Below are 21,001 nucleotides of genomic sequence, written 5' to 3'. Positions count from 1 at the left end.
GCTGGGCTGGGCTCTCAGCGGGTCTCGGAGGCAGGCGAGCCGGCGTCGGTCTGGGTGACCTTGGCGAGCCCGCGCGGGTTGTCCGGGTCCAGGTCCAGCCGTGCGGCGAGGCGTTCGACGACGAGCTGGGCCGGGACGATGGTGCCGATGGGGGACAGCGTCTCAGGTGCGGCGGGTGCCGGCACGTGCAACCCGCAGGCGCGCACGAAGTCCTCGTCACCACCGACACCGACGACGGTGGCGCCGCGCTCGGCGAGCGACCCGGCCAGCTCGGTCATCGCCGCCGTGAGCGGGCCGTCCTGGGCGGCCACGAGCACGGCCACCGCGCCGGGACGGACGACCGCGATGGGCCCGTGCCGCAGGTCGGCGTAGGAGTAGCCGCGCACCGGGCGCAGGCAGGTCTCCTCGATCTTGAGCGCCGTCTCGAGCGCGGTGCCCAGCAGCAGGCCGCGCCCCGTGACGATGGTCGGGCCCATGGCCTCGGCCAGCGCGCAGGCGGCCTCGTCGACGCCGGTGCCGGCCTCGATGACCTGCGCGATGCGGCCGGGCAGCTCGGCGAGCTCGCCGTCCAGCGCGACCCGCGCACCCTCGTCGGGCGCCAGGGTCGTGGCCAGGACGGCCATGGCGATGGTCTGGCCGAGGTAGGTCTTGGTCGCGGGCACGGCGAGCTCGGGACCGGCCTGGGTGACGAGGGCGAGGTCGGCCTCGGCCGCCAGCGGGGAGTCGCCCACGTTGGTGACGGCGACCGTCGCCGCGCCTCGCTCGCGGACCAGCGCCTGCGTCTCGACCAGCTCCTGGGTGCCCCCGGACTGGCTGATGGTGACCACGAGCGTGTCGGACAGGTCGACGGCGGCGTGGTAGTGCGTGAACACGCTCGGTGCCAGCATCGCGGCGGGGCGTCCGGCATACGTCTCGAGCAGGTACCGGCCGTAGAGGCCGGCGTTGTCGCTGGAGCCGCGCGCCGCGAACAGGACGTGCCGTCGCCCCTCGGCGAGCGCGGCGATCTGCGGACGGAGAGGCGTGAGCGCCTCGATGGTGCGAGTGGCGGCGGCGGGCTGCTCGTGGATCTCGCGCAGCATCTGGCTCTCGGTCATGACGTCTCCTTCGAGTCACGAGTCGGCATCGACGTGGGCGGGTGCGTTGACAGTGATGGCTACCAGGTGGATCCTACAGGTCCGTACTGGTACGGACCAGTTTTACCCCAGCAGCGACGACGCTCCCCACGGACGTCCGGACGAGAGGACCCTGATGCCACCGCGCACCCCGCTCGCCGACGGCCCCGTCCCCAAGCACGTCCAGCTGCGCGAGGCCCTCGCCCGGCAGGTCCGCACCCTCGGCCCCGACGAGGCGATCCACTCCGAGCGCGAGCTCATGGCGGCCTACGACGTCAGCCGGGCCACAGTGCGCCGGGCCATCGAGGGACTCATCGCCGACGGCGTCCTGCACCGCATCCAGGGCAAGGGCACCTTCGTGGCCCGGCCGCGCGTGCAGTCCCACCTGCACCTCGCGTCGTTCACGCAGGACATGCGGCGCCGGGGCCTCACCCCGTCCACGCGCCTGGTCGGCATCAGCCTCGAGCAGCTGCCCGGCCAGGCGGCCGCGGACCTGCGTCTCGGGGTGGGAGCGCCGGCCTGGCTGGTCCGACGGGTCCGGCTCGCCGACGACGAGCCGATGGCCTACGAGCGAGCCTGGCACCCCGCCGACCTGCTACCCGGGCTCGACCAGCGCGACCTCACCGGCTCGCTCTACGACGTGCTGGCCCGCGACTACGCGCTCACCGTCGACGAGGCCGAGCAGACCGCGTGGGCCGACCAGGCCCAGTCCGTCGCCCGCCACCTGGGGGTCTGCGCCACCTCCCCCGTCATGATCTTCGACCGGACCTCCCGCTCCCGGGGCCGGCCGATCGAGCGCGTGCGCAGCTGGTACCGCGGAGACCGCTACCAGCTGCACATGTCGCTCGACCGCACGATGGCGCCCTGATGCCGTCGCGCAGCACCACCCCGCACCCCCGAGAGGAACGCCCGATGAGCACCACCAGCACGACGACGGCGTCGGCGCCCCGCGAGCGCAAGGGCCTGGCCGCCGCCCAGAAGCTCGGCCGCAGCCTCATGCTGCCGATCGCCGCGCTTCCCGCGGCAGCCATCCTGCTGCGCCTCGGTCAGCCGGACATGCTCGGTGCCGACGGCGCCGGCTGGACCCAGGTCGCCCCGGTCATCGCGGCCGCCGGCGGCGCGCTCTTCGACAACCTGCCCCTGATCTTCGCCGTCGGCGTGGCCATCGGCTGGGCCAAGAAGGCCGACGGCTCCACCGCCCTGGCCGCCGTCATCGGCTACCTCGTCTTCAAGGGCGTCGGCGACGCCATGTCCCTGATGGTCCTCCAGCAGCCGACCGCGGCCGGCGCCAAGCCCGCCCTGATCAACTACGGCGTGCTCGGCGGGATCATCATCGGCCTGCTCGCCGGGTGGCTGTGGCAGCGCTACTACCGCATCTCGCTGCCGCCCTACCTGGCCTTCTTCGGCGGTCGCCGGTTCGTGCCGATCGTGACGGCCTTCGCCGCGCTGCTGCTCGCCGTGGCCACCGCCTTCCTCTACCCGGCCTTCAACGCCGGCCTCACCTCCGTCGGCGAGTGGGTCGCCCAGAACACCATCCTCGGCGGCTTCGTCTACGGCACGCTCAACCGGCTGCTGATCCCCCTCGGCCTGCACCACATCCTCAACTCCGTGCCGTGGTTCATCCTCGGCGACTACACCGCCGCGTCCGGCAAGGTCGTCCACGGCGACATCGCCCGCTTCCTGGCCGGCGACAGGACGGCCGGCGCCTTCATGACCGGCTTCTTCCCGATCATGATGTTCGCCCTGCCTGCCGCGGCGATCGCCATCTGGCAGGAGGCCAAGCCGGCCGCCAAGAAGGTCACCGGCGGCATCATGCTGTCCGCGGCGCTGACCGCCTTCCTCACCGGCGTCACCGAGCCGCTGGAGTTCGCGTTCATGTTCGTCGCCTGGCCGCTCTACGTCATCCACGCCGTCCTGACCGGCACCTCGCTGGCGCTGGTCAACGCCCTGGGCATCAAGGACGGGTTCGGCTTCTCGGCCGGCGCCATCGACTTCGCGCTCAACCTGGGCATCGCCACCAACCCCTGGTTGCTCGTCCCCATCGGCCTGGCCTACGCCGCGCTCTACTACGTCCTCTTCCGGTTCGTCATCCGCAGGTGGAACCTCAAGACGCCCGGCCGCGAGGACGAGGGCGAGGACAGCGCCGTGCTCGACGCCGACGCCCGCCGATGATCCTCACCGCGCAGCGGCTGCTCACCACCCGGGGCATCACCGGCCCCGGGTGGGTCCGCGTCCAGGGCGACACGATCGTCGAGGTGTCGTATGCCGAACCGCCCGCACCCGGGGCCGGGCCGGACGCCGAGGAGCGGCTGGACCTCGGGGACGTGCTCCTCTCGCCCGGCTTCGTCGACGCGCACAGCCACGGAGGCGGGGGAGCGGCCTACACCGACGGCACGGTCGAGGCCGCCCGCCAGGTGATCGCCACCCACCGCGCCCGCGGCACCACCACGATGATGGCGAGTCTGGTCACCGACACCGTCGACGAGCTCGCCCGGCTGGTGGGGGTGCTCGCGCCGCTGGTGGCGGACGGCGAGCTGGCGGGAGTGCACCTCGAGGGGCCTTGGCTGAGCCGCTGCCACAAGGGCGCGCACGACCCGGACAAGCTGGTGCCGCCGACCCGCGCCGACCTCGGTCGGCTGCTCGGCACGCATCCCGGGACCGTGCGGATGGTCACCCTGGCGCCCGAGCTCGAGGGCGGGATCGAGGCGGTCCGCACCGCCGTCGAGCACGGCGTGGTGGCGGCGATCGGCCACTCGGACGCGACCTACGACCTCGCCCTCGAGGCGGTGGACGCGGGGGCGACGGTGGCGACGCACCTGTTCAACGCGATGCGGCCGCTGCACCACCGCGAGCCCGGCATCATCGGCGCGTCGCTGACGGACCCGCGCGTCACCGTCGAGGTGCTCTGCGACGGCATCCACGTCCACCCGGCGATGGTGCGCCACGCCGCCGACACCTGCCCCGAGCGGCTCGTGCTCGTCACCGACGCGATGGCGGCGGCGGGGGCGCCGGACGGTCACTACCTGCTCGGCCCGCTCGGCGTCGAGGTGACCGACGGCGTGGCGCGGCTCGTCACCAACGGCGCCATCGCGGGGAGCACGCTCACGCTGGACCGCGCCGTCCGCTTCGCCGTGCAGGTCGCCGGCGTCCCGCTGGAGGTCGCGCTGGCCGCCGCCACCACCAACCCCGCCCGCGTGCTCGGGCTGGACGACCGCGGCACGCTCGAGCCCGGCCGGCGCGCCGACCTGGTCGCCCTCGACGGTGACCTGCAGGTTGCCGCGGTGGTCCACGCCGGGATCCGCCTGAGCTAGGTCGCGGCCCGCGCGAAGGGGCCGGTCACCGCGATGCGGCGACCGGCCCCTCGGCATACGGGCAGGACCTCGGTCCGGACGGATCCCGAGCTCAGTGACCCACCGGGCGATCCATCCCCTCGGTGTCGCTGTGGTCCGGGACCACGATCGGCCGCAGGCGCGCCCACGCCATGAAGCCGCAGGCGACGACCAGCAGGGCGACGCCGGTCCACAGGTTGGCGTTGACGCCACCGGTCTTGTCGAGCTCCTTGTCCCCGAACAGTCCCATCAGGGTGAGGACCAGGCCGTAGAGGCCGAGCAGGTAGCCGATGAAGTTGCGGATGTCGAACGCGCCCGCCTTGTGCCGACCCGTGCCCGGGCTGTCATCGGCGGGCTGCGCGGCGGAGGAGCTGGTGCTCATCGGTGCCTCCTCAGGCGAAGATCGTGTTGAGGATGATGACGAGGACGAGAGCCAGACCGGCCAGCGGCACCGGCCGGGCGAGCAGCGGCAGGGCGGCCGCGTCCGCGTCGGTCAGGTGCTCCTTCGGCGTCTCGGAGTAGACCAGGCCGAGCAGCGACTCGCGCGGCTTGGGCTTGGTCATGAGGGAGACCACGACGCTGACGACGATGTCGACGACGAAGGCCGTGGAGGCGGCGAGGAAGGCCAGGCCCTGCCCCGCCATGTCGAACGCACCACCGAACTTCGAGGCGTACCACAGGCCGATGGCCGAGACGGTGCCGGCCACCAGGCCCGCCCAGCCGGCCGTCGCCGTCATCCGCCGCCAGAACATGCCGAGGATGAAGGTCGCGAACAGCGGGGCGTTGAAGAAGCCGAACAACGTCTGGAGGTACTCCATGACGTTGCCGAACTGCCCGGCGATGCTGGCCGTGAACACCGCGATGATGGTGGCGGCGACGGTGGCCAGGCGGCCGACGCGCAGGTAGTACTCGTCAGGCTTGTCCTTGACGACGTACTCCTGCCACAGGTCGTAGCTGAACACCGTGTTGAAGGCCGAGATGTTGGCGGCCATGCCGGCCATGAACGCCGCCAGCAGACCCGCGATCGCGAGGCCTAGCAGACCGTTGGGCAGCACGTCGCGCATCAGCAGGAGCAGAGCGTCGTTGTAGGTCGCGGTCGTGTCGCCGCCGCCCTTGAGCGTCTTGATCTCGCCGACCAGGACCGCCGCCACCATGCCGGGCAGGATCACGATGAACGGGATGAACATCTTGGGGAAGGCGCCGATGATCGGCGTCTTGCGGGCCGCGGTGATGGAGTTGGACGCCATCGCCCGCTGCACCTCGACGAAGTTGGTCGTCCAGTAGCCGAAGGACAGCACGAACCCGAGGCCGAAGATGATGCCGACGACCGACAGGATCGGGCTGTCGAAGCCCGACAGCGCCTGGCCCGGCCAGGACGACAGCTGCTCGGCGCCACCGGGCGAGGCCGTGACCCGCTCGGTGAACCCGCCCCAGCCGCCGACGCGGTGCAGACCGATCAGTGTCAGCGGCAGCAGCGCCGCCACGATGACGAAGAACTGCAGCACCTCGTTGTAGATCGCGGCCGAGAGGCCACCGAAGGTGATGTAGGACAGCACGATCACGGCGGCGACGATCAGCGACACCCACTGCGGCCAGCCGAGCAGCGCCTCGACGATGCGGGCGAGCAGCAGCAGGTTGACGCCGGCGATCAGCAGCTGCGCCAGCGCGAACGAGATCGCGTTGACCAGGTGAGCGCCCGGGCCGAAGCGACGGAGCATGAACTCCGGCACCGACCGCACCTTGGAGCCGTAGTAGAACGGCATCATCACGACGCCGAGGAAGAGCATCGCCGGGATGGCGCCGATCCAGAAGTAGTGGAAGGTCGGCATGCCCATCTCGGCACCGGTGGCGCTCATGCCCATGATCTCGACGGCACCGAGGTTGGCCGAGATGAACGCGAGCCCGGTGACCCACGCGGGGAGGGACCGGCCGGACAGGAAGAAGTCGATGGAGCTGGAGACCTGGCGGCGGGCGGCGAACCCGATGCCCAGGACGAACAGGAAGTACAGCGCGATCAGGAGGTAGTCGACCCAGGTCGCGTCGATCAACGTGTCCTTGGCGGCGAGGGCCGCCGCTGGAACGAGTGCAGTCATGGGACCACCCTTGCGTCGGTGGAAAGGTATGGCGGGACCCTACGCCCGCCACGGGGCGACCACCTACCGGGCCCCTCGTGGTCCTCGCACTGTGGCCGAACCGTCATACTGTGCGGGCCATGTCATCGCTCGCGCCGTCGCCCGCAGAGGCGCGCATCCCTCGTGAGATCTGGGTCCTGGTCGCGGCGGCCCTGGTCATCGCGCTCGGCTTCGGCCTCATCGCCCCTGTGCTGCCCGCCTACGCGCGGTCCTTCGACGTCGGGGTGACGGCGTCGTCGGTCGTCGTCAGCTCGTTCGCGCTGATGCGGCTGGTCTTCGCGCCGGTCGGCGGGCGTCTCATCGGTCGGCTCGGTGAACGCCCCGTCTACCTGCTCGGTCTGCTCGTCGTGGCGGTCTCGACGGGGGCCTGCGCCTTCGCCGGTTCCTACTGGCAGCTGCTGGTCTTTCGTGCGCTCGGGGGCATCGGGTCCACCATGTTCACCGTCTCGGCGGCCGCGCTGATCGTGCGGCTCGCGCCACCGAGCCTGCGCGGGCGGGTCTCGTCGGCCTACGCCTCGGCCTTCCTCACGGGCAACATCCTCGGCCCGGTCGTCGGCGGCACCCTGGCCGGTCTCGGCTATCGCGTGCCCTTCGTCGTGTATGCCGTCACCCTCGTCATCGCGTCGGCCGTCGTCGCGGTGTTCCTGTCCGGCGCGTCGTTGCGGCCGGCCCCCGGCTCGGTCCCGCTGCCGCCGACGACCGTGCGCGAGGCCTGGGCCCACCCGACCTACCGCGCCGTCCTGGGGGCCGGTTTCGCCAACGGCTGGTCGAACTTCGGCATGCGCGTGGCGATCCTGCCCCTCTTTGCCGTCGCGGCGCTCGGCACCTCCCCTGCGGTCGCGGGGCTCGCGCTCGCGGTGTTCGCCGCCGGCAACGCCTGCGCCCTCACCGTCTCCGGCCGGATGGCGGACCTGCGGGGTCGCCGCCCTCTGGTGATCGCCGGGCTCGTGGTCAACGGCGTCTTCACGATGGTCGTCGGGGTCACCGGGTCCCTGTGGCTGCTGTTCGTCGTGTCGCTGCTGGCGGGGGCCGGGGCGGGGCTGTTCAACCCCGCGCAGCAGGCCGCCGTGGCCGACGTCGTGGGCAACGAACGCTCGGCGGGCGAGGCGCTCGCGACCTTCCAGATGGTGCAGGACGCGGGCATGATCGTGGGGCCCGTGCTGGCCGGCGTGATCGTCGACCACGTCGGCTACGGCTCGGCGTTCGCGCTGTCGGGGCTGATCACGCTGTTCGCGGTGGTGCCGTGGCTGCGCGCCCCCGAGACCGCCCCTACCACCACCTGACCCACCCGCACCTCGCCCCCACCCGCACCTCACCCCCACCCGCACCCTCACCCCCGATCATCGGTCCGATATGTCGACGACCCGTGGCTCGTGGCACTGCTGCGCGGAGCTCGGCGCGCGTCACGATGCCCGCGCGCCGTCTGGCGAGAGCGGTGAGGTAGCCCCGATCTACGGCAACCAGACGGTAGGCAGAGTCAGGGGAGGATGGGGGCATGAGCGAGGGAGCAGATCGCGTGCAGGTGCCCGACGCCGTGCTCGCCCCGGCGCGGGGCGTCGCGCGGGTCTGCGTCCTGACGTGACGTCGCCTGGTTCGTCATACGGTCGAGCACATAGGATTGCACGGACACCTGACCACAGGGAGGGACCCACGATGACCTCGCCCCAGCTGCCCCCGCGCCTCGAGACCGTCCGCGAGACGATTCTGCGCCGCAACCCGGGGGAGGTGGAGTTCCACCAGGCAGTGGACGAGGTGCTCGTCAGCCTGGGGCCCGTGCTGGAGCGCCGCCCCGACTACGTCGACGCCAGCATCCTGGAGCGTCTGGCCGAGCCCGAGCGGCAGATCATCTTTCGCGTGCCGTGGGTCGACGACCAGGGCCGCGTGCAGGTCAACCGGGGCTTCCGCGTCGAGTTCAACTCCGCGCTCGGGCCTTACAAGGGCGGGCTGCGCTTCCACCCCAGCGTCTACCTCGGCATCGTCAAGTTCCTCGGCTTCGAGCAGGTCTTCAAGAACTCCCTGACCGGGCTGCCCATCGGTGGCGGCAAGGGCGGCTCCGACTTCGACCCCAAGGGCAAGTCGGACGGCGAGGTCATGCGCTTCTGCCAGGCCTTCATGACCGAGCTCTACCGCCACATCGGGGAGTACACCGACGTGCCGGCGGGCGACATCGGCGTCGGCGGCCGCGAGATCGGCTACCTCTTCGGGCAGTACAAGCGCATCACCAACCGCTACGAGGCCGGCGTGCTGACCGGCAAGGGCCTGACCTGGGGTGGGGCGCAGACCCGCACGGAGGCCACCGGCTACGGCACCGTGTTCTTCGCCGAGGAGATGCTGGCGATGCGCAAGAGCGGGTTCGACGGCATGCGGGTCGTGGTCTCGGGCTCCGGCAACGTCGCGATCTACGCGGCGCAGAAGGTCGAGCAGCTCGGGGGCACGGTCGTGGCGATGAGCGACTCGGGCGGCTACGTCGTCGACGAGGACGGCATCGACATCGACGTCATGAAGGACCTGAAGGAGGTCCGCCGCGAGCGGATCAGCGCGTATGCCGAGAACCGGTCGTCGGCTCGCCACGTCGCCGACGGTTCCATCTGGGACGTCCCGTGCGACGTGGCCCTGCCCTGCGCGACGCAGAACGAGCTGCCGGTCGCCGGCGCCCGGGCCCTGATCAGGAACGGCTGCCGGGTCGTGGCGGAGGGCGCCAACATGCCCACCACCCCCGACGCGACCGACGCCCTGCAGCAGGCCGGGGTGCTCTTCGCACCCGGCAAGGCGTCCAACTGCGGCGGCGTCGCCGTGTCCGCGCTCGAGATGCAGCAGAACGCCTCACGCGACTCGTGGACCTTCGAGCACACCGAGGAGCGGCTGCGGGAGATCATGTCGGGCGTCTTCGGCACCTGCGCGATGACGGCCGAGGAGTATGGCGTGCCCGGCGACTTCGTCAAGGGCGCAAACATCGCGGGCTTCGTCAAGGTGGCCGACGCCATGCTCTCGCTCGGCGTCATCTGACGAAGGGGGCGTCCCTTCCTGGGCTTTCCTACGGGCCCACCGACCTGCCCGTCGTCGCCACCCGGCCGGTCGCCCCCTCCTGCCGGTCGCGGGGGTGGACAACGTGCTGGCGGCTCTGGTCCAGCTGCTCGTCGACGTCGAGTGGGCCCTCGGCGCCGTGGCCGGCCGCCGCGAGGTGTGGTGCCTCCAGGCCCGGTCCATCACCACCCTCCCGCAGCCCTGCCAGGTCGGGGACCAGCCGGTACGGTAGGCGCCGTGACCTCCCGCAGCACCGCCCGCCCCGCCGGCTCTCCCTCCTCCACGTCATCGTCCCGCCGCTGGTGGCAGGCCTCCCCGCCCGCCAACCTCGCCGCCGTCGCGCCCGAGGTGGCCCGCCGCACCCCCACCAAGGTCGTGGCGCGCCGGCGTCGGGGCAAGGACTGGCACCCCGTCACCGCCACTCAGCTCGCCTCCGAGATCGCGCAGCTGGCCAAGGGTTTCGTCGCGGCCGGGGTGCAGCCGGGAGACCGCGTCGCGCTGATGAGCCGCACCCGCTACGAGTGGATGCTCGTCGACCTGGCGCTGTGGACCGCGGGCGCGATCCCGGTCGCGGTCTACGACTCCTCGTCGGCCTCGCAGCTGGAGTGGATCCTCGAGGACTCCGGCGCGGTCGGCGTCGTCGTCGAGGGGCGCGACGGGGTCGCGATGGTCGAGCAGATCGCGTCCCGGCTGCCGGTCCTCGTCCACCGCTGGAGCATCGACGACATCCGCGACCGCGACGACGCCGATGACATCGACGGCGCGACCAGCCTGGACGTCCTCGTCACCCGGGCCGGCGAGGTCGACGACGCCGAGCTCGACCGGCGCCGCGAGGCACTGACCCGCGACGACCTGGCCACCCTGATCTACACCTCCGGCACCACGGGGCGACCCAAGGGCTGCGAGCTGACGCACGACAACCTCCTGCGGGAGGCCGAGCTGGCCGTGGGGCAGCTGCCCGAGCTGTTCGACCCGGAGGACGCCTGCTGCCTGTTCTTCCTGCCCATGGCGCACGTCCTGGGACGACTCATGGAGGTCGCCTTCCTGCTCGACGGCACCACCGTCGGCCACAGCGACCCCGGCCGCGTGACGCTCGACCTGGCGACGCTCCGCCCGACCTTCACGGTGGCGGTGCCGCGCATCTTCGAACGCATCTACGACGGCGCGCAGCGCAAGGCCGCCAAGGACGGCAAGGGCCGCATCTTCGACGCCGCGACCACCACCGCCATCCGGTGGAGCAAGGCCCGCCAGGGCGGCCGGGTGGGGCCGCTCCTGGCGGCGCAGCACGCGGTCTTCGACCGGCTCGTCTATGCCAGGATCCGCGAGCTCTTCGGCGGCCAGGTGCGCTATGTCGTGAGCGGGGGGGCGCCCCTGGGGGAGCGGCTCGGCCACTACTTCCACGGCATCGGCATCACGGTCCTCGAGGGCTACGGCCTCACCGAGACGACGGGGGCGGCCACCGTCAACACCGCGGCGCAGATGCGCATCGGGTCGGTAGGGCGGCCGCTGCCGACGTATGACGCCCGGGTCGACGCCAAGGGTGAGCTGCTGGTCCGGGGCCGCCACGTCTTCCGCGGCTACTGGGGCAACCCCGAGGCCACCGCGGAGGTCCTCGACGAGGACGGGTGGTTCCGCACCGGCGACCTGGCGCGCATCGACGCCGACGGCTACGTCCACATCACCGGCCGGGCCAAGGAGATCATCGTCACCGACTCGGGCAAGAACGTCTCGCCCGCCCCGCTCGAGGACGTGATCCGCGCGCACCGCCTCGTGTCCCAGGCCGTCGTCGTCGGCGACGCACGTCCGGCGATCGGGGCGCTGATCACCCTGGACGAGGAGGCGGTGGGCGAGTGGCTCGCCGAGCAGGGCCGCCCGGCGACCCCCGTGACCGAGCTGGTGGACGACGCCGCCCTGCGGGCCGAGCTGCAGCGCGCGGTGGACGACGCGAACGCGACGGTGTCGCACGCCGAGCGGATCGCCCGGTTCACGATCCTCCCGGCCGAGCTGACCGAGGAGGGAGGGCACCTCACCCCCACCATGAAGCTCCGTCGCGGCGCGGTGACCTCGCAGTTCGCCGACGAGATCGACGGGCTCTACCGCCGCGGCTGACCGTCCACAGGCCGACACGCACGGCCATGTCGTATGCCGCCGGGTGATCGCGGCCCACCGTCTGGCGCTGCCAACCTGAGAGATGTCTGCACATTTCGCGCCGACGCCTACCCTACCCTCACGTAAGGGTAGGGTTGACGTCATCGCCGAGCTCGCCGACCTTCGCCAAGGAGCCACAGCCGTGACCCGGTCCAACGCCTTCCGGCCCCCGTGGGACGCGCCTCAGCCCGAGCCCGCCCAGCCCACCTCTTGCGATGCCCGCGTCCCTGCCGAGCGCCGCTGGGTCGAGTGGCTCGCCCGGCGCCACCCGATCGTCGACATCCTGCGCGAGGACCGCCAGCGCAACGACGGCATCTCGTCGCCGGGATTCCAGGCCGTCGCGTCGCAGCGTCTGGCCCGCTGGGCAGCCTCCGGTGAGGCCCCGCGATGGGCGCGGGGACCTGTGGGTCGCGCCGCTCGTGCGGGGCAGTGGGTTGCCCGGTCCGTCTACGGCATCGAGATCCCGGCCGAGGTGAGCCTGGGCCGTCGCATCCGGGTCGCTCACCAGGGCGGCATCGTCGTGCACCGCGACGCGGTGATCGGTGACGACGTCACGCTGCGGCAGAACGTCACGATCGGCCTGCACCGCGACGACGTCGACGACCAGGCGCACAACGTGCCGACCATCGGCGACGGCGTCTCTCTGGGCGCTGGTGCCGTGGTCGTCGGGCCCGTCGCGGTGGGTGCCGGTGCCCGGGTGGGCGCCAACGCCGTGGTCACCGAGGACGTGCCCGCCGGGGGCAAGGCCGTGCTCCCCAAGGGTGTCGTGAGCGGGCCCGACCGGCTCGCGGCGACGCCGCGCGCCTCCTGATCCCGGGCCCTCGCGCGGGACCGATCAGACCCTCGCGCGGGCGGTGGCCTGTCCCAGCCGTTGCCCCAGGTGCTTGGCCGCCGACAACCGCTGCTCGATCTCGGCCATCGCTGTCGTGACGTCCGAGCGGCACTCGTCGACGGTCGCCACGTCGTGGACCGTGCCTTCGCCGTTCTCCAGCGCCAGGCAGGCGTCGACGATCGGACGGATCCGCTCGAGAGGCAGCCCGATGATCTTGAGGTCCATCACGAGCCGCAGCCGCTCGACGGCCTCGGCGCCATAGATGCGGAAGCCGCCGTTGGTGCGGCCGCGGGGCGTCACGAGCCCCAGGTCCTCGTAGTGCCGGATGGACCGCAGGCTCAGCCCCGTCAGGTCGGCGACGTCCCCGATGTGCAGAGGGCGGTCGGGGACGGGCCCGGACACGGGCGAGGTCAGCATCGAGGACTCCGGGGGCCTGGTGGGCAGGGTGGCTGGCTAGGCATCCTAGCCCGGTCAGGCCCAGACCCCCGACGATCCCCGGCGATGGCTGTCGACCAGGTGGGTGTCGATGATGCCGAGGGCCTCCATCAGGGCGTGCATCGTCGTCGGCCCCACGAATCGGAACCCGCGCGCCTTCAGCGCCCGCGACAGCGCCACCGACTCCGGGGACGTGGTCGGGATCTCGGCGAGGGTCCTCGGCGCGGGGGTCGCGGCGGGGCGGTGGGACCAGACGAGCTCGGGCAGCCCGCCCTCGCGGCGCAGGGCCACGGTCGCGCGGGCGTTGGTGATGGTCGCCTCGATCTTGCGGCGGTTGCGGACGATGCCGGCGTCGCCCATCAGCCGCTCGACGTCGCGCTCGCCGTAGGCCGCGACGACGTCGGGGTCGAAGTCCGCGAAGGCGGCGCGGAAGGCCGGTCGCTTGCGCAGGATCGTCGCCCAGGACAGGCCGGACTGGAAGGCCTCCAGGCTCAGCCGCTCGTAGACCCCGCGCTCGTCGCGGACCGGCATCCCCCACTCGGTGTCGTAGTAGTCGCGCAGGAGAGGGTCGGTCGCCGCCCACGGTGGGCGCGCCAGGCCGTCCTCGCCGATCACGATCTCGCTCAACGACTCTCCTCAGGTGCCGGTATGCCGATCCGCCGGCGTGACCGCGGCGGACTCCATTGCCAGCAGCCACCGCTTGGCCGCGGCTCCACCACGATAGGCGCCGGTCGTGCCGTCGCTACGGACGACGCGGTGGCAGGGCACGAGGATGGGGACGGGGTTGGTGGCGCAGGCCGTCCCGACGGCCCGCACCGCACGCGGGTTGCCGCAGGAGGTGGCGACGGCGGCGTAGGACTCCGTCCTCCCATAAGGGATCTCGCGCAGGTGGTCCAGGACCTGTCGCCGAAATCCCTGGGCCAGCACCAGGTCCGTGGCCACGCGGATCTCGTCCCGGCGTCCGGCGAAGAACTCGTCGAGCTCGCGCGCAACGTCGTCGAGGGTGGATCCCGCGGGCAGGACACGGGGCGACAGGCGGCGGGCCAGGTCGGCGACGACCTCGTCGAACCCCTCGTGGGAGAACGCGACCCGGACCACCCCTCGGGGGGTGGCAGCCACGAGCAGGGGCCCGAGAGGTGAGTCCACGCTCCGGTGCCGCAGGTCGAGCTCGCCTGCGGCGAGGGCGCGTTCGGCGAGGCGGGCGCGCAGCGCAGCCAGGTGCGACGGGTCGACGTGGTCGAGGGCGGCGAGGTCAGTCATGCGGGTCCTCCTCGGCGAGCAGGGGATACGTGCGGCGGAGCGCAGCGATGCCGTCGGCGCAGGCCCGGCGCGCGGCGGCCGGGGTGCTGCCGAGGATCGCCGCGACCTCGGCGTGCGGCAGCCCGGCCAGGTGGTGGTAGGCGACGGCCTGCCGCTGTCGGTCGGTGAGCCCGGCCAGCGCGCGCCACAGGTCGGGGTCGTGGTCGTGCGGGTTGCCCTGGCGTGCAGGACGGTCCGGGAGGTGATCGGTCGGTGTGCTGCGAGCGTCCTTGCGCACCAGGTCGATGGCCTTGCGGTGCGCGATCGTGACCAGCCACGCCTCGACATTGGCGTCCGCGTCCAGCCGTGGCCAGGCGCGCAAGGCCGCGAGGAAGGTCTCGGACCAGGCGTCCTCGGCGTCGACGGGCCCCACCACGGCGCGGCACACCCGCAGGACGGTGGCCCCGTGCGCGGTGACCACGTCCTCGAAGGGCTCGGTGCGCGGCATACGAGATCCGTTGCTGCTCAAAAGAGTCGACCGGTCACGTCGGCCGCTGGCTCCTCGTGCGCGAGGAGCCAGCGCTTGCGTTCCAGGCCCCCTGCGTAGCCGGTCAGGGAGCCGTCGGACCCGATGACGCGGTGGCAGGGGACGACGACGGAGATCGGGTTGGCGCCGTTGGCGTTGCCGACCGCCTGGGCCGCGCCAGGCTGGCCGAGGGCCCGGGCGAGCTGTCCGTAGGACCGCGTCTCGCCGTAGGGGATCTCGCGCAGCTGGGCCCATACGCGCTGCTGGAAGGCATCGCCTGGCGGCGCCAGCGGCAGGTCGAAGGTCGTGCGCCGGCCCGCGAAGTACTCGCCCAGCTGGGCGCTCACGCGCGCCAGCAGCGGGTCGGCGTCGACGCGAGCACCGTGGTCGGTGACGGCAGGCCGGCGTCCGTGCGCCTCGAAGTAGACCGCGATCAGCGCGTCCGCGTCGGCGACCGCGGTCAGCGGCCCGACGGGGCTGTCGATGATCGTGTGGCGACGCATCCTGCTCCTCGGGACTCGTGTGTCGCGCGGCTCGCTGCCCCGCCTCACACCGTAGACGCCGCAGCCTGCCGATGTGTGAGGTCCGGGTCAGACGGGGGCCAGGGGCTCGTCGCGGCTGACGGCGACGACGTGCGGGGCGGTCATGGTGCCAGCCTGGCACAGGCCTACCGATAGGTCTGGGCGATGCCGTGCCAGGCCAGCTCGGCGAGCTGGTGCGTGAGCTCGGCCCGTGTCATCCGGGCGGCGGGGTCGGCGGCGAGCCAGTCGTCGGCGCACGCCTGCACCGAGCCGACGAGGGCCACAGCCCACACGTGGGCGATCGCCGGGGTGGTCGTGTCGTCGAGCAGACCGGCGATGGTGGCCGCCACCTGGCTGGTGATGCCGGGCACCGGGTCGTCGTCCAGGGGGCCCTCGACCAGCGGACGTCGTATGACGAAGCGGTACAGCTCGGGGTCGCGCTCCACCAGGCGCAGGTAGGCGTCGATGACGGACTCCAGCACCTCGCGCGGCGAGGCGTCGGCGTCGAGCGACGAGCGAACCCGGCCCACGATCTGCCCCTCTACCCGTTGCGCCACCGCTCGGTACAGGCCCGTCCGATCGTCGAAGTGCCGGTAGATCACGGTCTTGCTGGTCCCCGCCTGGGCCGCGACGTCGTCGAGACCGACCCCGGCGCCGTGCCTGCGGATGGCGCGGACGGTGTGGTCCACGAGCTCGACCCGACGCTGGCGACGGTGCTCGTCCCAGCGCGAGGCGCGCCCGTCGACTCGTCCGTCGGCGCGCCCGGCGTCGTCGTCCGAGGCGGGAGTGGCGCTCGTCATACGCCAGAAGTTATCAGGTGATCAAGGTATCGGATACTCAGGGTATCGGTTACATTGGCGGGAGCGTCCGACCCGTCTCGCACAGGAGCACCCATGACGACCACCCGTCGCGTCGCCGTCCTCGGCGGCAATCGCATCCCCTTCGCCCGGTCCAACGGCGCCTACGCCAAGGCCTCCAACCAGGACATGCTCACCGCCGCGCTCGACGGGCTGGTCGCCCGCTACGGCCTCGCGGGGCAGCGGCTCGGCGAGGTCGCCGCCGGGGCCGTGATCAAGCACTCGCGCGACTTCAACCTCACCCGCGAGTCCGTGCTCGGCACCCGGCTGTCCGCGCAGACCCCGGCCTATGACCTGCAGCAGGCGTGCGGCACCGGCCTCGAGGCCGCGATCCTCGTCAGCAACAAGATCGCCCTCGGCCAGATCGACGTCGGCATCGCCGGTGGCGTCGACACCACCTCGGACGCCCCGATCGTCATCAGCGAGGGTCTGCGCCGCACCCTGCTCACGGCGATGCGAGCCAAGACCCCCCTGGCCCGCGCCAAGGCGGTCGCCAGCCTGCGACCCCAGCACCTCGCGCCCGTCGCCCCGCAGAACGACGAGCCACGCACCGGGCTCTCGATGGGCGAGCACATGGCCCAGACCGCCAAGCGCTGGGGCATCACCCGCGAGGCGCAGGACGAGCTGGCCGCCGCCTCGCATCGCAACCTCGCCGCCGCCTACGACCGTGGCTTCTTCGACGACCTGATGACGCCGTTCATGGGCCTCACCAGGGACAACAACCTGCGCCCCGACTCCACGGTCGACAAGCTCGCCACGCTCAAGCCCGTCTTCGGCAAGGGTGAGGGCGCCACGATGACCGCGGGCAACTCCACCCCGCTCACCGACGGCGCCTCGACCGTGCTCCTCGCGAGCGAGGAGTGGGCGCGCGAGCACCACCTCGAGCCTCTCGCCTGGTTCGTCGACGGCGAGACGGCGGCCGTCGACTACGTACACGGCGACGAGGGCCTGCTGATGGCGCCGGCGTATGCCGTGCCCCGCCTGCTCGCGCGAAACGGCCTGAGCCTGCAGGACTTCGACTTCTACGAGATCCACGAGGCCTTCGCCTCGACGGTGCTGTCGACCCTCGCGGCGTGGGAGGACGAGGACTTCTGCCGCGAGCGGCTCGGCCTGGACGCCCCGCTCGGCTCGATCGACCGCGCCAAGCTCAACGTCAACGGCTCGTCCCTCGCGGCGGGCCACCCCTTCGCGGCCACCGGTGGCCGCATCCTCGCCAGCCTGGCCAAGATGCTGCACGAGCGGGGCTCGGGCCGCGGCCTGATCTCCATCTGCGCGGCCGGTGGCCAGGGCGTCGTCGCGATCGTGGAGGCCTGAGGTGACCGACCAGTACTCCGACTTCGTCAACACCCCCTTCGGCAAGAATGTCGCCCAGCGGCTGGGGCTGCCCGCCCCGGTGCGCCTGCGGCGCTACGAGCCGGGCCAGATCCTCTGCGAGTCACCGGTGCTCGTGGCCGGGACGGGCTCGTATGCCGCGAGCGTGCGCTCCCTGCTCACCAACGCCGCTGTCTCCGTGGTGGGCTCGCTCGACGAGCTGGGCGAGGGCCGCCTCGGTGGCATCGTGCTCGACCTGTCGGACGCGCGTCGGCCCTCCGACCTCGCGGCGCTGCCCGAGCTGGCGGCGCCGGCCGTCAAGCGGCTCGCCCGCAACGCGCGCGTCGTCGTCCTCGGCACCGACCCCACCCAGCTCACGGACCCCGTGCAGGTGGCGACCCAGCGCGCGCTCGACGGGTTCACCCGATCCCTGGCCAAGGAGCTCCGAGCGGGCGCGACGGCCAACCTCGTCCTCGGGCCGGTCCGCGAGGGCGGCACCGGCGAGGGCGTCGCGCAGCAGGCCGAGGCCAACGTCGGCGAGGCCGTGCGCTTCTTCCTCTCGGGTCGGTCGGCCTTCGTCGACGGCCAGCCGGTCCGGGTGAGCGACGCTGCGGCGCAGGCCAACCCGTCGGTCGACCGCCCCCTCGACGGCCGGGTGGCCGTCGTGACGGGTGCGGCTCGCGGCATCGGTGCGGCCATCGCCCGCACCCTGCACCGCGACGGCGCCACGGTCGTGTGCGTCGACGTGCCCGCGGCCGGCGAGGCCCTGGCGCGCGTGGCCAACGAGGTGGGCGGCACCGCGCTCCAGCTCGACGTCACCGCCGAGGACGCCGGCCGACGCATCCTCGACCACGCCCGCACGCGTCACGGCGGCCTCGACATCGTGGTGCACAACGCCGGCATCACCCGCGACAAGCTCTTCGTCAACATGGACGAGTCCCGTTGGGACAGCGTCATGGCCGTCAACCTCGCCTCGATCGTGCAGATGAACGAGACCCTCCTCGGCCCCGACGGTCTCGGCGAGGGCGGCCGCATGGTGTGCCTGTCCAGCCAGTCCGGCTTCGCGGGCAACCGCGGCCAGACCAACTACTCGGCCACCAAGGCCGCGATCATCGGGCTCGTGGGCGCCCTCGCCCCGCAGCTCGCGGAGCGCGGCATCACCATCAACGGCGTCGCCCCCGGCCTGATCGAGACCGAGATGACCGGCAAGATGCCGTTCGCCACGCGTGAGGCGGCCCGGCGCCTGTCCTCCCTGCAGCAGGGCGGTCTGCCGGTCGACGTCGCCGACACGATCGCCTGGCTCGTCCAGCCGGCCTCGGCGGGGGTCAACGGCCAGGTCATCCGGGTGTGCGGGCAGAACATGATCGGGGCGTGAGCGCAGGATGACGACCGACCAGCCCGCGCTCCCCAGCCCGGAGCTCGGCGAGATCCGCGAGATCCGCGAGTCCCCGTCGCTGGTGGGCTCGCTCGTGCGCGGCGCCCTTACCGCCAAGGGCCGGGGCGGTGACCTGACCACCCGGCGCCTGCTGCGCCGCGGCGTGCAGGTCGACCGGGGTCACCTCGCGGACTACCAGCGCCTCGTCGGGGCGCCGGGAGGCGACGTCCTGCCGCACGCCTACCCGCACCTGCTGGGCTTCCCGCTCGCGGCCAAGATCATGTCCGACCGGGACTTCCCGCTACCCATGCCCGGTCTCGTGCACGTCGAGAACGCCACGACCGTGCACCGCACCCTGACCGCCGGTGAGGACTACGACGTCACCGTGTGGGCCGAGGCGCTGCGCCCTCACCCCAAGGGGCGACTCGTCGACCTGGTCACGCTCCTGCAGGTCGACGGCGAGGCGGTGTGGGAGGAGACCAGCACCTATCTGCAGCGGGGTCGCGGCGACGACGGCGCCCCGCGCGGCGCTGACGCGCCCGGCATACCGGCGGGTGAGCCGTGCGCCCGGTGGCGGCTGGCCGACGACCTGGGCCGCCGCTATGCCTCCGTCTCGGGGGACGTCAACCCGATCCACCTGCACCCGCTGACCGCGCGGGCCATGGGGTTCCCGCGGGCCATCGCCCACGGCATGTGGACCGGCGCACGGACCCTCGCCGCACTGGGCCCCGCGAGCACCGGCCCGAGCCGGTCGCACGTGTGGTTCCGCAAGCCCGTGCTGCTGCCCACCACCGTCGACCTCGTGGTGGACCGCTCCGGCGACGTCCAGGTCGCCGCAATGCGCTCTACCAAGAGGCCCGAGACCGTCCACCTGGTCGCCACCCTCGAGGCCTGACCGGCGTCGCCCGCGCCCCCGCCCGGGCGCGTCAACGACCGCTGATGCGGGAGTACGGGATCCGCTTGATCTCCAGCACCTCGCCGACCGTGCCCCACTCGTCCCGGCCGAGCCGGGCGAGCGGCGCGAGATCACGGATCCGGGCGTGCGGGCCGTCGGGGCGGCTGAGGTCGAGGACGTCCTCGTCGACGGCGACGTGCTGCACCGCGCCGATCACCACTGTCGAGTCGCCGAGGGTGAGGGCGGCGTGCAGACGGCACTCGATGGCCACCGGGCTGGCGGCCAGCCGGGGCACGGCGACGGTGACGCTGGGCTCCCGCTCGAGCTGGAGCGCGTCGAGCTCGCTCACCTGTGGCGGGTAGTCCGTGCCCGACGCGTTGCCCACCTCGACGTGCCGCTCCCCGAGCAGGTGCACGACGAACTCTCCTGTCTCCCGGACGTTTCGCAGGGTGTCCTTGACCCCCACCGAGGTGAACTGGACCATTGGCGGGTCCACGCACGCCACGGTGTAGAACGAGTGCGGTGCGAGGTTGTCCACCCCCGCGGCGGACCGTGAGGTGACCCAGGCGATGGGCCGCGGGACGATCACCGACGTCAGCAGGCGATAGAGGGCCGGGTTGTCCGGGGCGTTCTCTCCGTGGACCGGGAAGTCGTGACGCATGCCGCCACCCTAGCTAGAGTCCCCGCCATGGAGACCCTCGACCACGACGGCGGACCGGTCGTCACCTCGACGCCCGAGCTCGTCCGTCGGCTGGCGGAGGCCATCGACGGCCCCACACGCCGCAAGGCGCGCGCCTTCGAGATCGTGCTCGTCGGGCTGACTGTCGTCGCGGCGGTGGTCGTGGCGTTGTCCGGCGGATCGATCTCGTGGTGGCTGGCCCTCGCGCCCGCCATCCTGGCGCTGGTCCTCGTGGGGGCCGACGTCGGTCGGCGCCGACGGGTCACCTCGGCCCTCGGTCGCCAGGAGCGCTTCGCCCTGCGGTATGACGCCCCCGCCCGCCTCGTGCGCTTCCCGCTCTCGGGGACGGAGCACCCGCTCGACCGTTTCCGTCGGGCGCGGGTCACCGACGACGGCGTGCTCGTCCTGGAGCGCCGCGACAACACCCGCACCCCGCTGCCCGTCGACGCGATCCCCGCCGACCAGCGCGACTCGCTCCTCGCCGACCTCGACGGCTGACGCCGCGCCGTCCCGAGCCGCGGGGCGAGACATTTCTGCTGGGGGAGCGCGGGATGTGCGCGTGTGGGGTCGCTGGGTGTGACATTTC

The 21,001-nt window shown here is 72.5% G+C and carries 23 protein-coding genes; 12 read left to right on the top strand and 11 right to left on the bottom strand.

The annotated features are described in order from the left end of the window. Positions 1-14: 14 nt before the first annotated feature. Positions 15-1,094 (bottom strand): SIS domain-containing protein, encoded by a 1,080-nt coding sequence (locus tag GGG17_RS11230; RefSeq protein ID WP_154593803.1) that lies wholly within the window; start codon positions 1,092-1,094, stop codon positions 15-17. Between the two features lie 154 nt (positions 1,095-1,248). On the opposite strand from GGG17_RS11230, the gene GGG17_RS11225 reads away from it, so the two are divergent. The 3 genes from GGG17_RS11225 to nagA are packed head-to-tail and all read left to right on the top strand — an operon-like array spanning position 1,249 to position 4,423. Further along, entirely contained in the window at positions 1,249-1,980 is a 732-nt protein-coding gene (locus GGG17_RS11225) for a GntR family transcriptional regulator (protein WP_154593802.1), read from the top strand. Between the two features lie 44 nt (positions 1,981-2,024). Further along, positions 2,025-3,284, top strand: coding sequence for a PTS transporter subunit EIIC (locus GGG17_RS11220; protein WP_154593801.1), 1,260 nt, complete (start codon positions 2,025-2,027; stop codon positions 3,282-3,284). Continuing rightward, entirely contained in the window at positions 3,281-4,423 is a 1,143-nt protein-coding gene (gene nagA, locus GGG17_RS11215) for an N-acetylglucosamine-6-phosphate deacetylase (protein ID WP_154593800.1), read from the top strand. The genes GGG17_RS11220 and nagA overlap by 4 nt, the downstream gene beginning before the upstream one ends. Before the next feature lie 91 nt (positions 4,424-4,514). Here the strand turns inward: nagA and GGG17_RS11210 are convergent, their stop codons facing one another. Then, positions 4,515-4,823, bottom strand: a complete 309-nt coding sequence (locus GGG17_RS11210; RefSeq protein WP_154593799.1) for a hypothetical protein — start codon at positions 4,821-4,823, stop codon at positions 4,515-4,517. Positions 4,824-4,833: 10 nt separating this feature from the next. Next, entirely contained in the window at positions 4,834-6,534 is a 1,701-nt protein-coding gene (locus GGG17_RS11205; protein WP_154593798.1) for a sodium:solute symporter family protein, read from the bottom strand. Positions 6,535-6,653: 119 nt separating this feature from the next. On the opposite strand from GGG17_RS11205, the gene GGG17_RS11200 reads away from it, so the two are divergent. After that, on the top strand, positions 6,654-7,856 hold the full coding sequence (locus tag GGG17_RS11200) for an MFS transporter (protein WP_154593797.1): 1,203 nt from the start codon (positions 6,654-6,656) through the stop codon (positions 7,854-7,856). Between the two features lie 194 nt (positions 7,857-8,050). Here the strand turns inward: GGG17_RS11200 and GGG17_RS16930 are convergent, their stop codons facing one another. Beyond that, positions 8,051-8,173 carry a hypothetical protein gene (locus tag GGG17_RS16930; protein WP_283809796.1) on the bottom strand — a complete coding sequence of 41 codons (123 nt, stop codon included), beginning with the start codon at positions 8,171-8,173 and terminating at the stop codon, positions 8,051-8,053. A 53-nt stretch (positions 8,174-8,226) separates the two neighbouring features. On the opposite strand from GGG17_RS16930, the gene gdhA reads away from it, so the two are divergent. The 4 genes from gdhA to GGG17_RS11185 all read left to right on the top strand — a co-directional run bounded on the left by gdhA (position 8,227) and on the right by GGG17_RS11185 (position 12,556). Then, positions 8,227-9,579 (top strand): NADP-specific glutamate dehydrogenase, encoded by a 1,353-nt coding sequence (gene gdhA / locus GGG17_RS11195; RefSeq protein WP_154593796.1) that lies wholly within the window; start codon positions 8,227-8,229, stop codon positions 9,577-9,579. 94 nt (positions 9,580-9,673) lie between these two features. Beyond that, entirely contained in the window at positions 9,674-9,829 is a 156-nt protein-coding gene (locus tag GGG17_RS16060) for a hypothetical protein (protein ID WP_195849215.1), read from the top strand. Positions 9,830-9,834: 5 nt separating this feature from the next. Continuing rightward, positions 9,835-11,706: an AMP-dependent synthetase/ligase gene (locus tag GGG17_RS11190; protein ID WP_195849214.1), complete on the top strand. Its 1,872-nt coding sequence runs from the start codon at positions 9,835-9,837 to the stop codon at positions 11,704-11,706. Positions 11,707-11,887: 181 nt separating this feature from the next. Next, entirely contained in the window at positions 11,888-12,556 is a 669-nt protein-coding gene (locus tag GGG17_RS11185) for a serine O-acetyltransferase (protein WP_195849213.1), read from the top strand. Positions 12,557-12,580: 24 nt separating this feature from the next. Here GGG17_RS11185 and GGG17_RS11180 read toward each other — a convergent pair whose 3' ends face one another. The 6 genes from GGG17_RS11180 to GGG17_RS11155 form a co-directional block, all read right to left on the bottom strand. After that, positions 12,581-12,994 (bottom strand): MerR family transcriptional regulator, encoded by a 414-nt coding sequence (locus tag GGG17_RS11180; RefSeq protein ID WP_154593793.1) that lies wholly within the window; start codon positions 12,992-12,994, stop codon positions 12,581-12,583. Between the two features lie 54 nt (positions 12,995-13,048). After that, positions 13,049-13,639: a DNA-3-methyladenine glycosylase I gene (locus GGG17_RS11175; RefSeq protein WP_154593792.1), complete on the bottom strand. Its 591-nt coding sequence runs from the start codon at positions 13,637-13,639 to the stop codon at positions 13,049-13,051. A gap of 9 nt (positions 13,640-13,648) precedes the next feature. Continuing rightward, positions 13,649-14,272 (bottom strand): methylated-DNA--[protein]-cysteine S-methyltransferase, encoded by a 624-nt coding sequence (locus tag GGG17_RS11170; protein WP_154593791.1) that lies wholly within the window; start codon positions 14,270-14,272, stop codon positions 13,649-13,651. Further along, positions 14,265-14,759, bottom strand: coding sequence for an RNA polymerase sigma factor (locus tag GGG17_RS11165; protein ID WP_154593790.1), 495 nt, complete (start codon positions 14,757-14,759; stop codon positions 14,265-14,267). Before GGG17_RS11165 ends, GGG17_RS11170 begins: the two co-directional genes overlap by 8 nt. A gap of 17 nt (positions 14,760-14,776) precedes the next feature. After that, positions 14,777-15,280, bottom strand: coding sequence for a methylated-DNA--[protein]-cysteine S-methyltransferase (locus GGG17_RS11160; RefSeq protein ID WP_154593789.1), 504 nt, complete (start codon positions 15,278-15,280; stop codon positions 14,777-14,779). Between the two features lie 164 nt (positions 15,281-15,444). Then, the gene (locus GGG17_RS11155; protein ID WP_154593788.1) at positions 15,445-16,098 is read right to left on the bottom strand and encodes a TetR/AcrR family transcriptional regulator; all 654 of its coding nucleotides are present in this window, start codon (positions 16,096-16,098) and stop codon (positions 15,445-15,447) included. Positions 16,099-16,191: 93 nt separating this feature from the next. On the opposite strand from GGG17_RS11155, the gene GGG17_RS11150 reads away from it, so the two are divergent. The 3 genes from GGG17_RS11150 to GGG17_RS11140 are packed head-to-tail and all read left to right on the top strand — an operon-like array spanning position 16,192 to position 19,736. Continuing rightward, positions 16,192-17,469, top strand: a complete 1,278-nt coding sequence (locus GGG17_RS11150) for an acetyl-CoA C-acetyltransferase (protein ID WP_154593787.1) — start codon at positions 16,192-16,194, stop codon at positions 17,467-17,469. Position 17,470: 1 nt separating this feature from the next. After that, a complete protein-coding gene (locus GGG17_RS11145) occupies positions 17,471-18,841 on the top strand; it encodes a 3-oxoacyl-ACP reductase (protein ID WP_311966622.1) in 1,371 nt (456 codons plus the stop codon). A gap of 7 nt (positions 18,842-18,848) precedes the next feature. Beyond that, a complete protein-coding gene (locus GGG17_RS11140; protein WP_154593786.1) occupies positions 18,849-19,736 on the top strand; it encodes a MaoC family dehydratase in 888 nt (295 codons plus the stop codon). 31 nt (positions 19,737-19,767) lie between these two features. Here GGG17_RS11140 and GGG17_RS11135 read toward each other — a convergent pair whose 3' ends face one another. After that, positions 19,768-20,397 (bottom strand): flavin reductase family protein, encoded by a 630-nt coding sequence (locus tag GGG17_RS11135; protein WP_154593785.1) that lies wholly within the window; start codon positions 20,395-20,397, stop codon positions 19,768-19,770. Between the two features lie 27 nt (positions 20,398-20,424). Between GGG17_RS11135 and GGG17_RS11130 the strand changes: the two genes are divergently transcribed. Next, entirely contained in the window at positions 20,425-20,913 is a 489-nt protein-coding gene (locus tag GGG17_RS11130) for a hypothetical protein (RefSeq protein ID WP_154593784.1), read from the top strand. Positions 20,914-21,001 lie beyond the last annotated feature (88 nt).

The sequence above is a fragment of the Arsenicicoccus cauae genome (assembly GCF_009707125.1).
In the GTDB taxonomy this organism is placed as follows: domain Bacteria; phylum Actinomycetota; class Actinomycetes; order Actinomycetales; family Dermatophilaceae; genus Arsenicicoccus; species Arsenicicoccus cauae.
The sequence above is the reverse complement of the archived record's forward strand: the minus strand, read 5'-3'. Positions and strand labels throughout refer to the sequence as shown.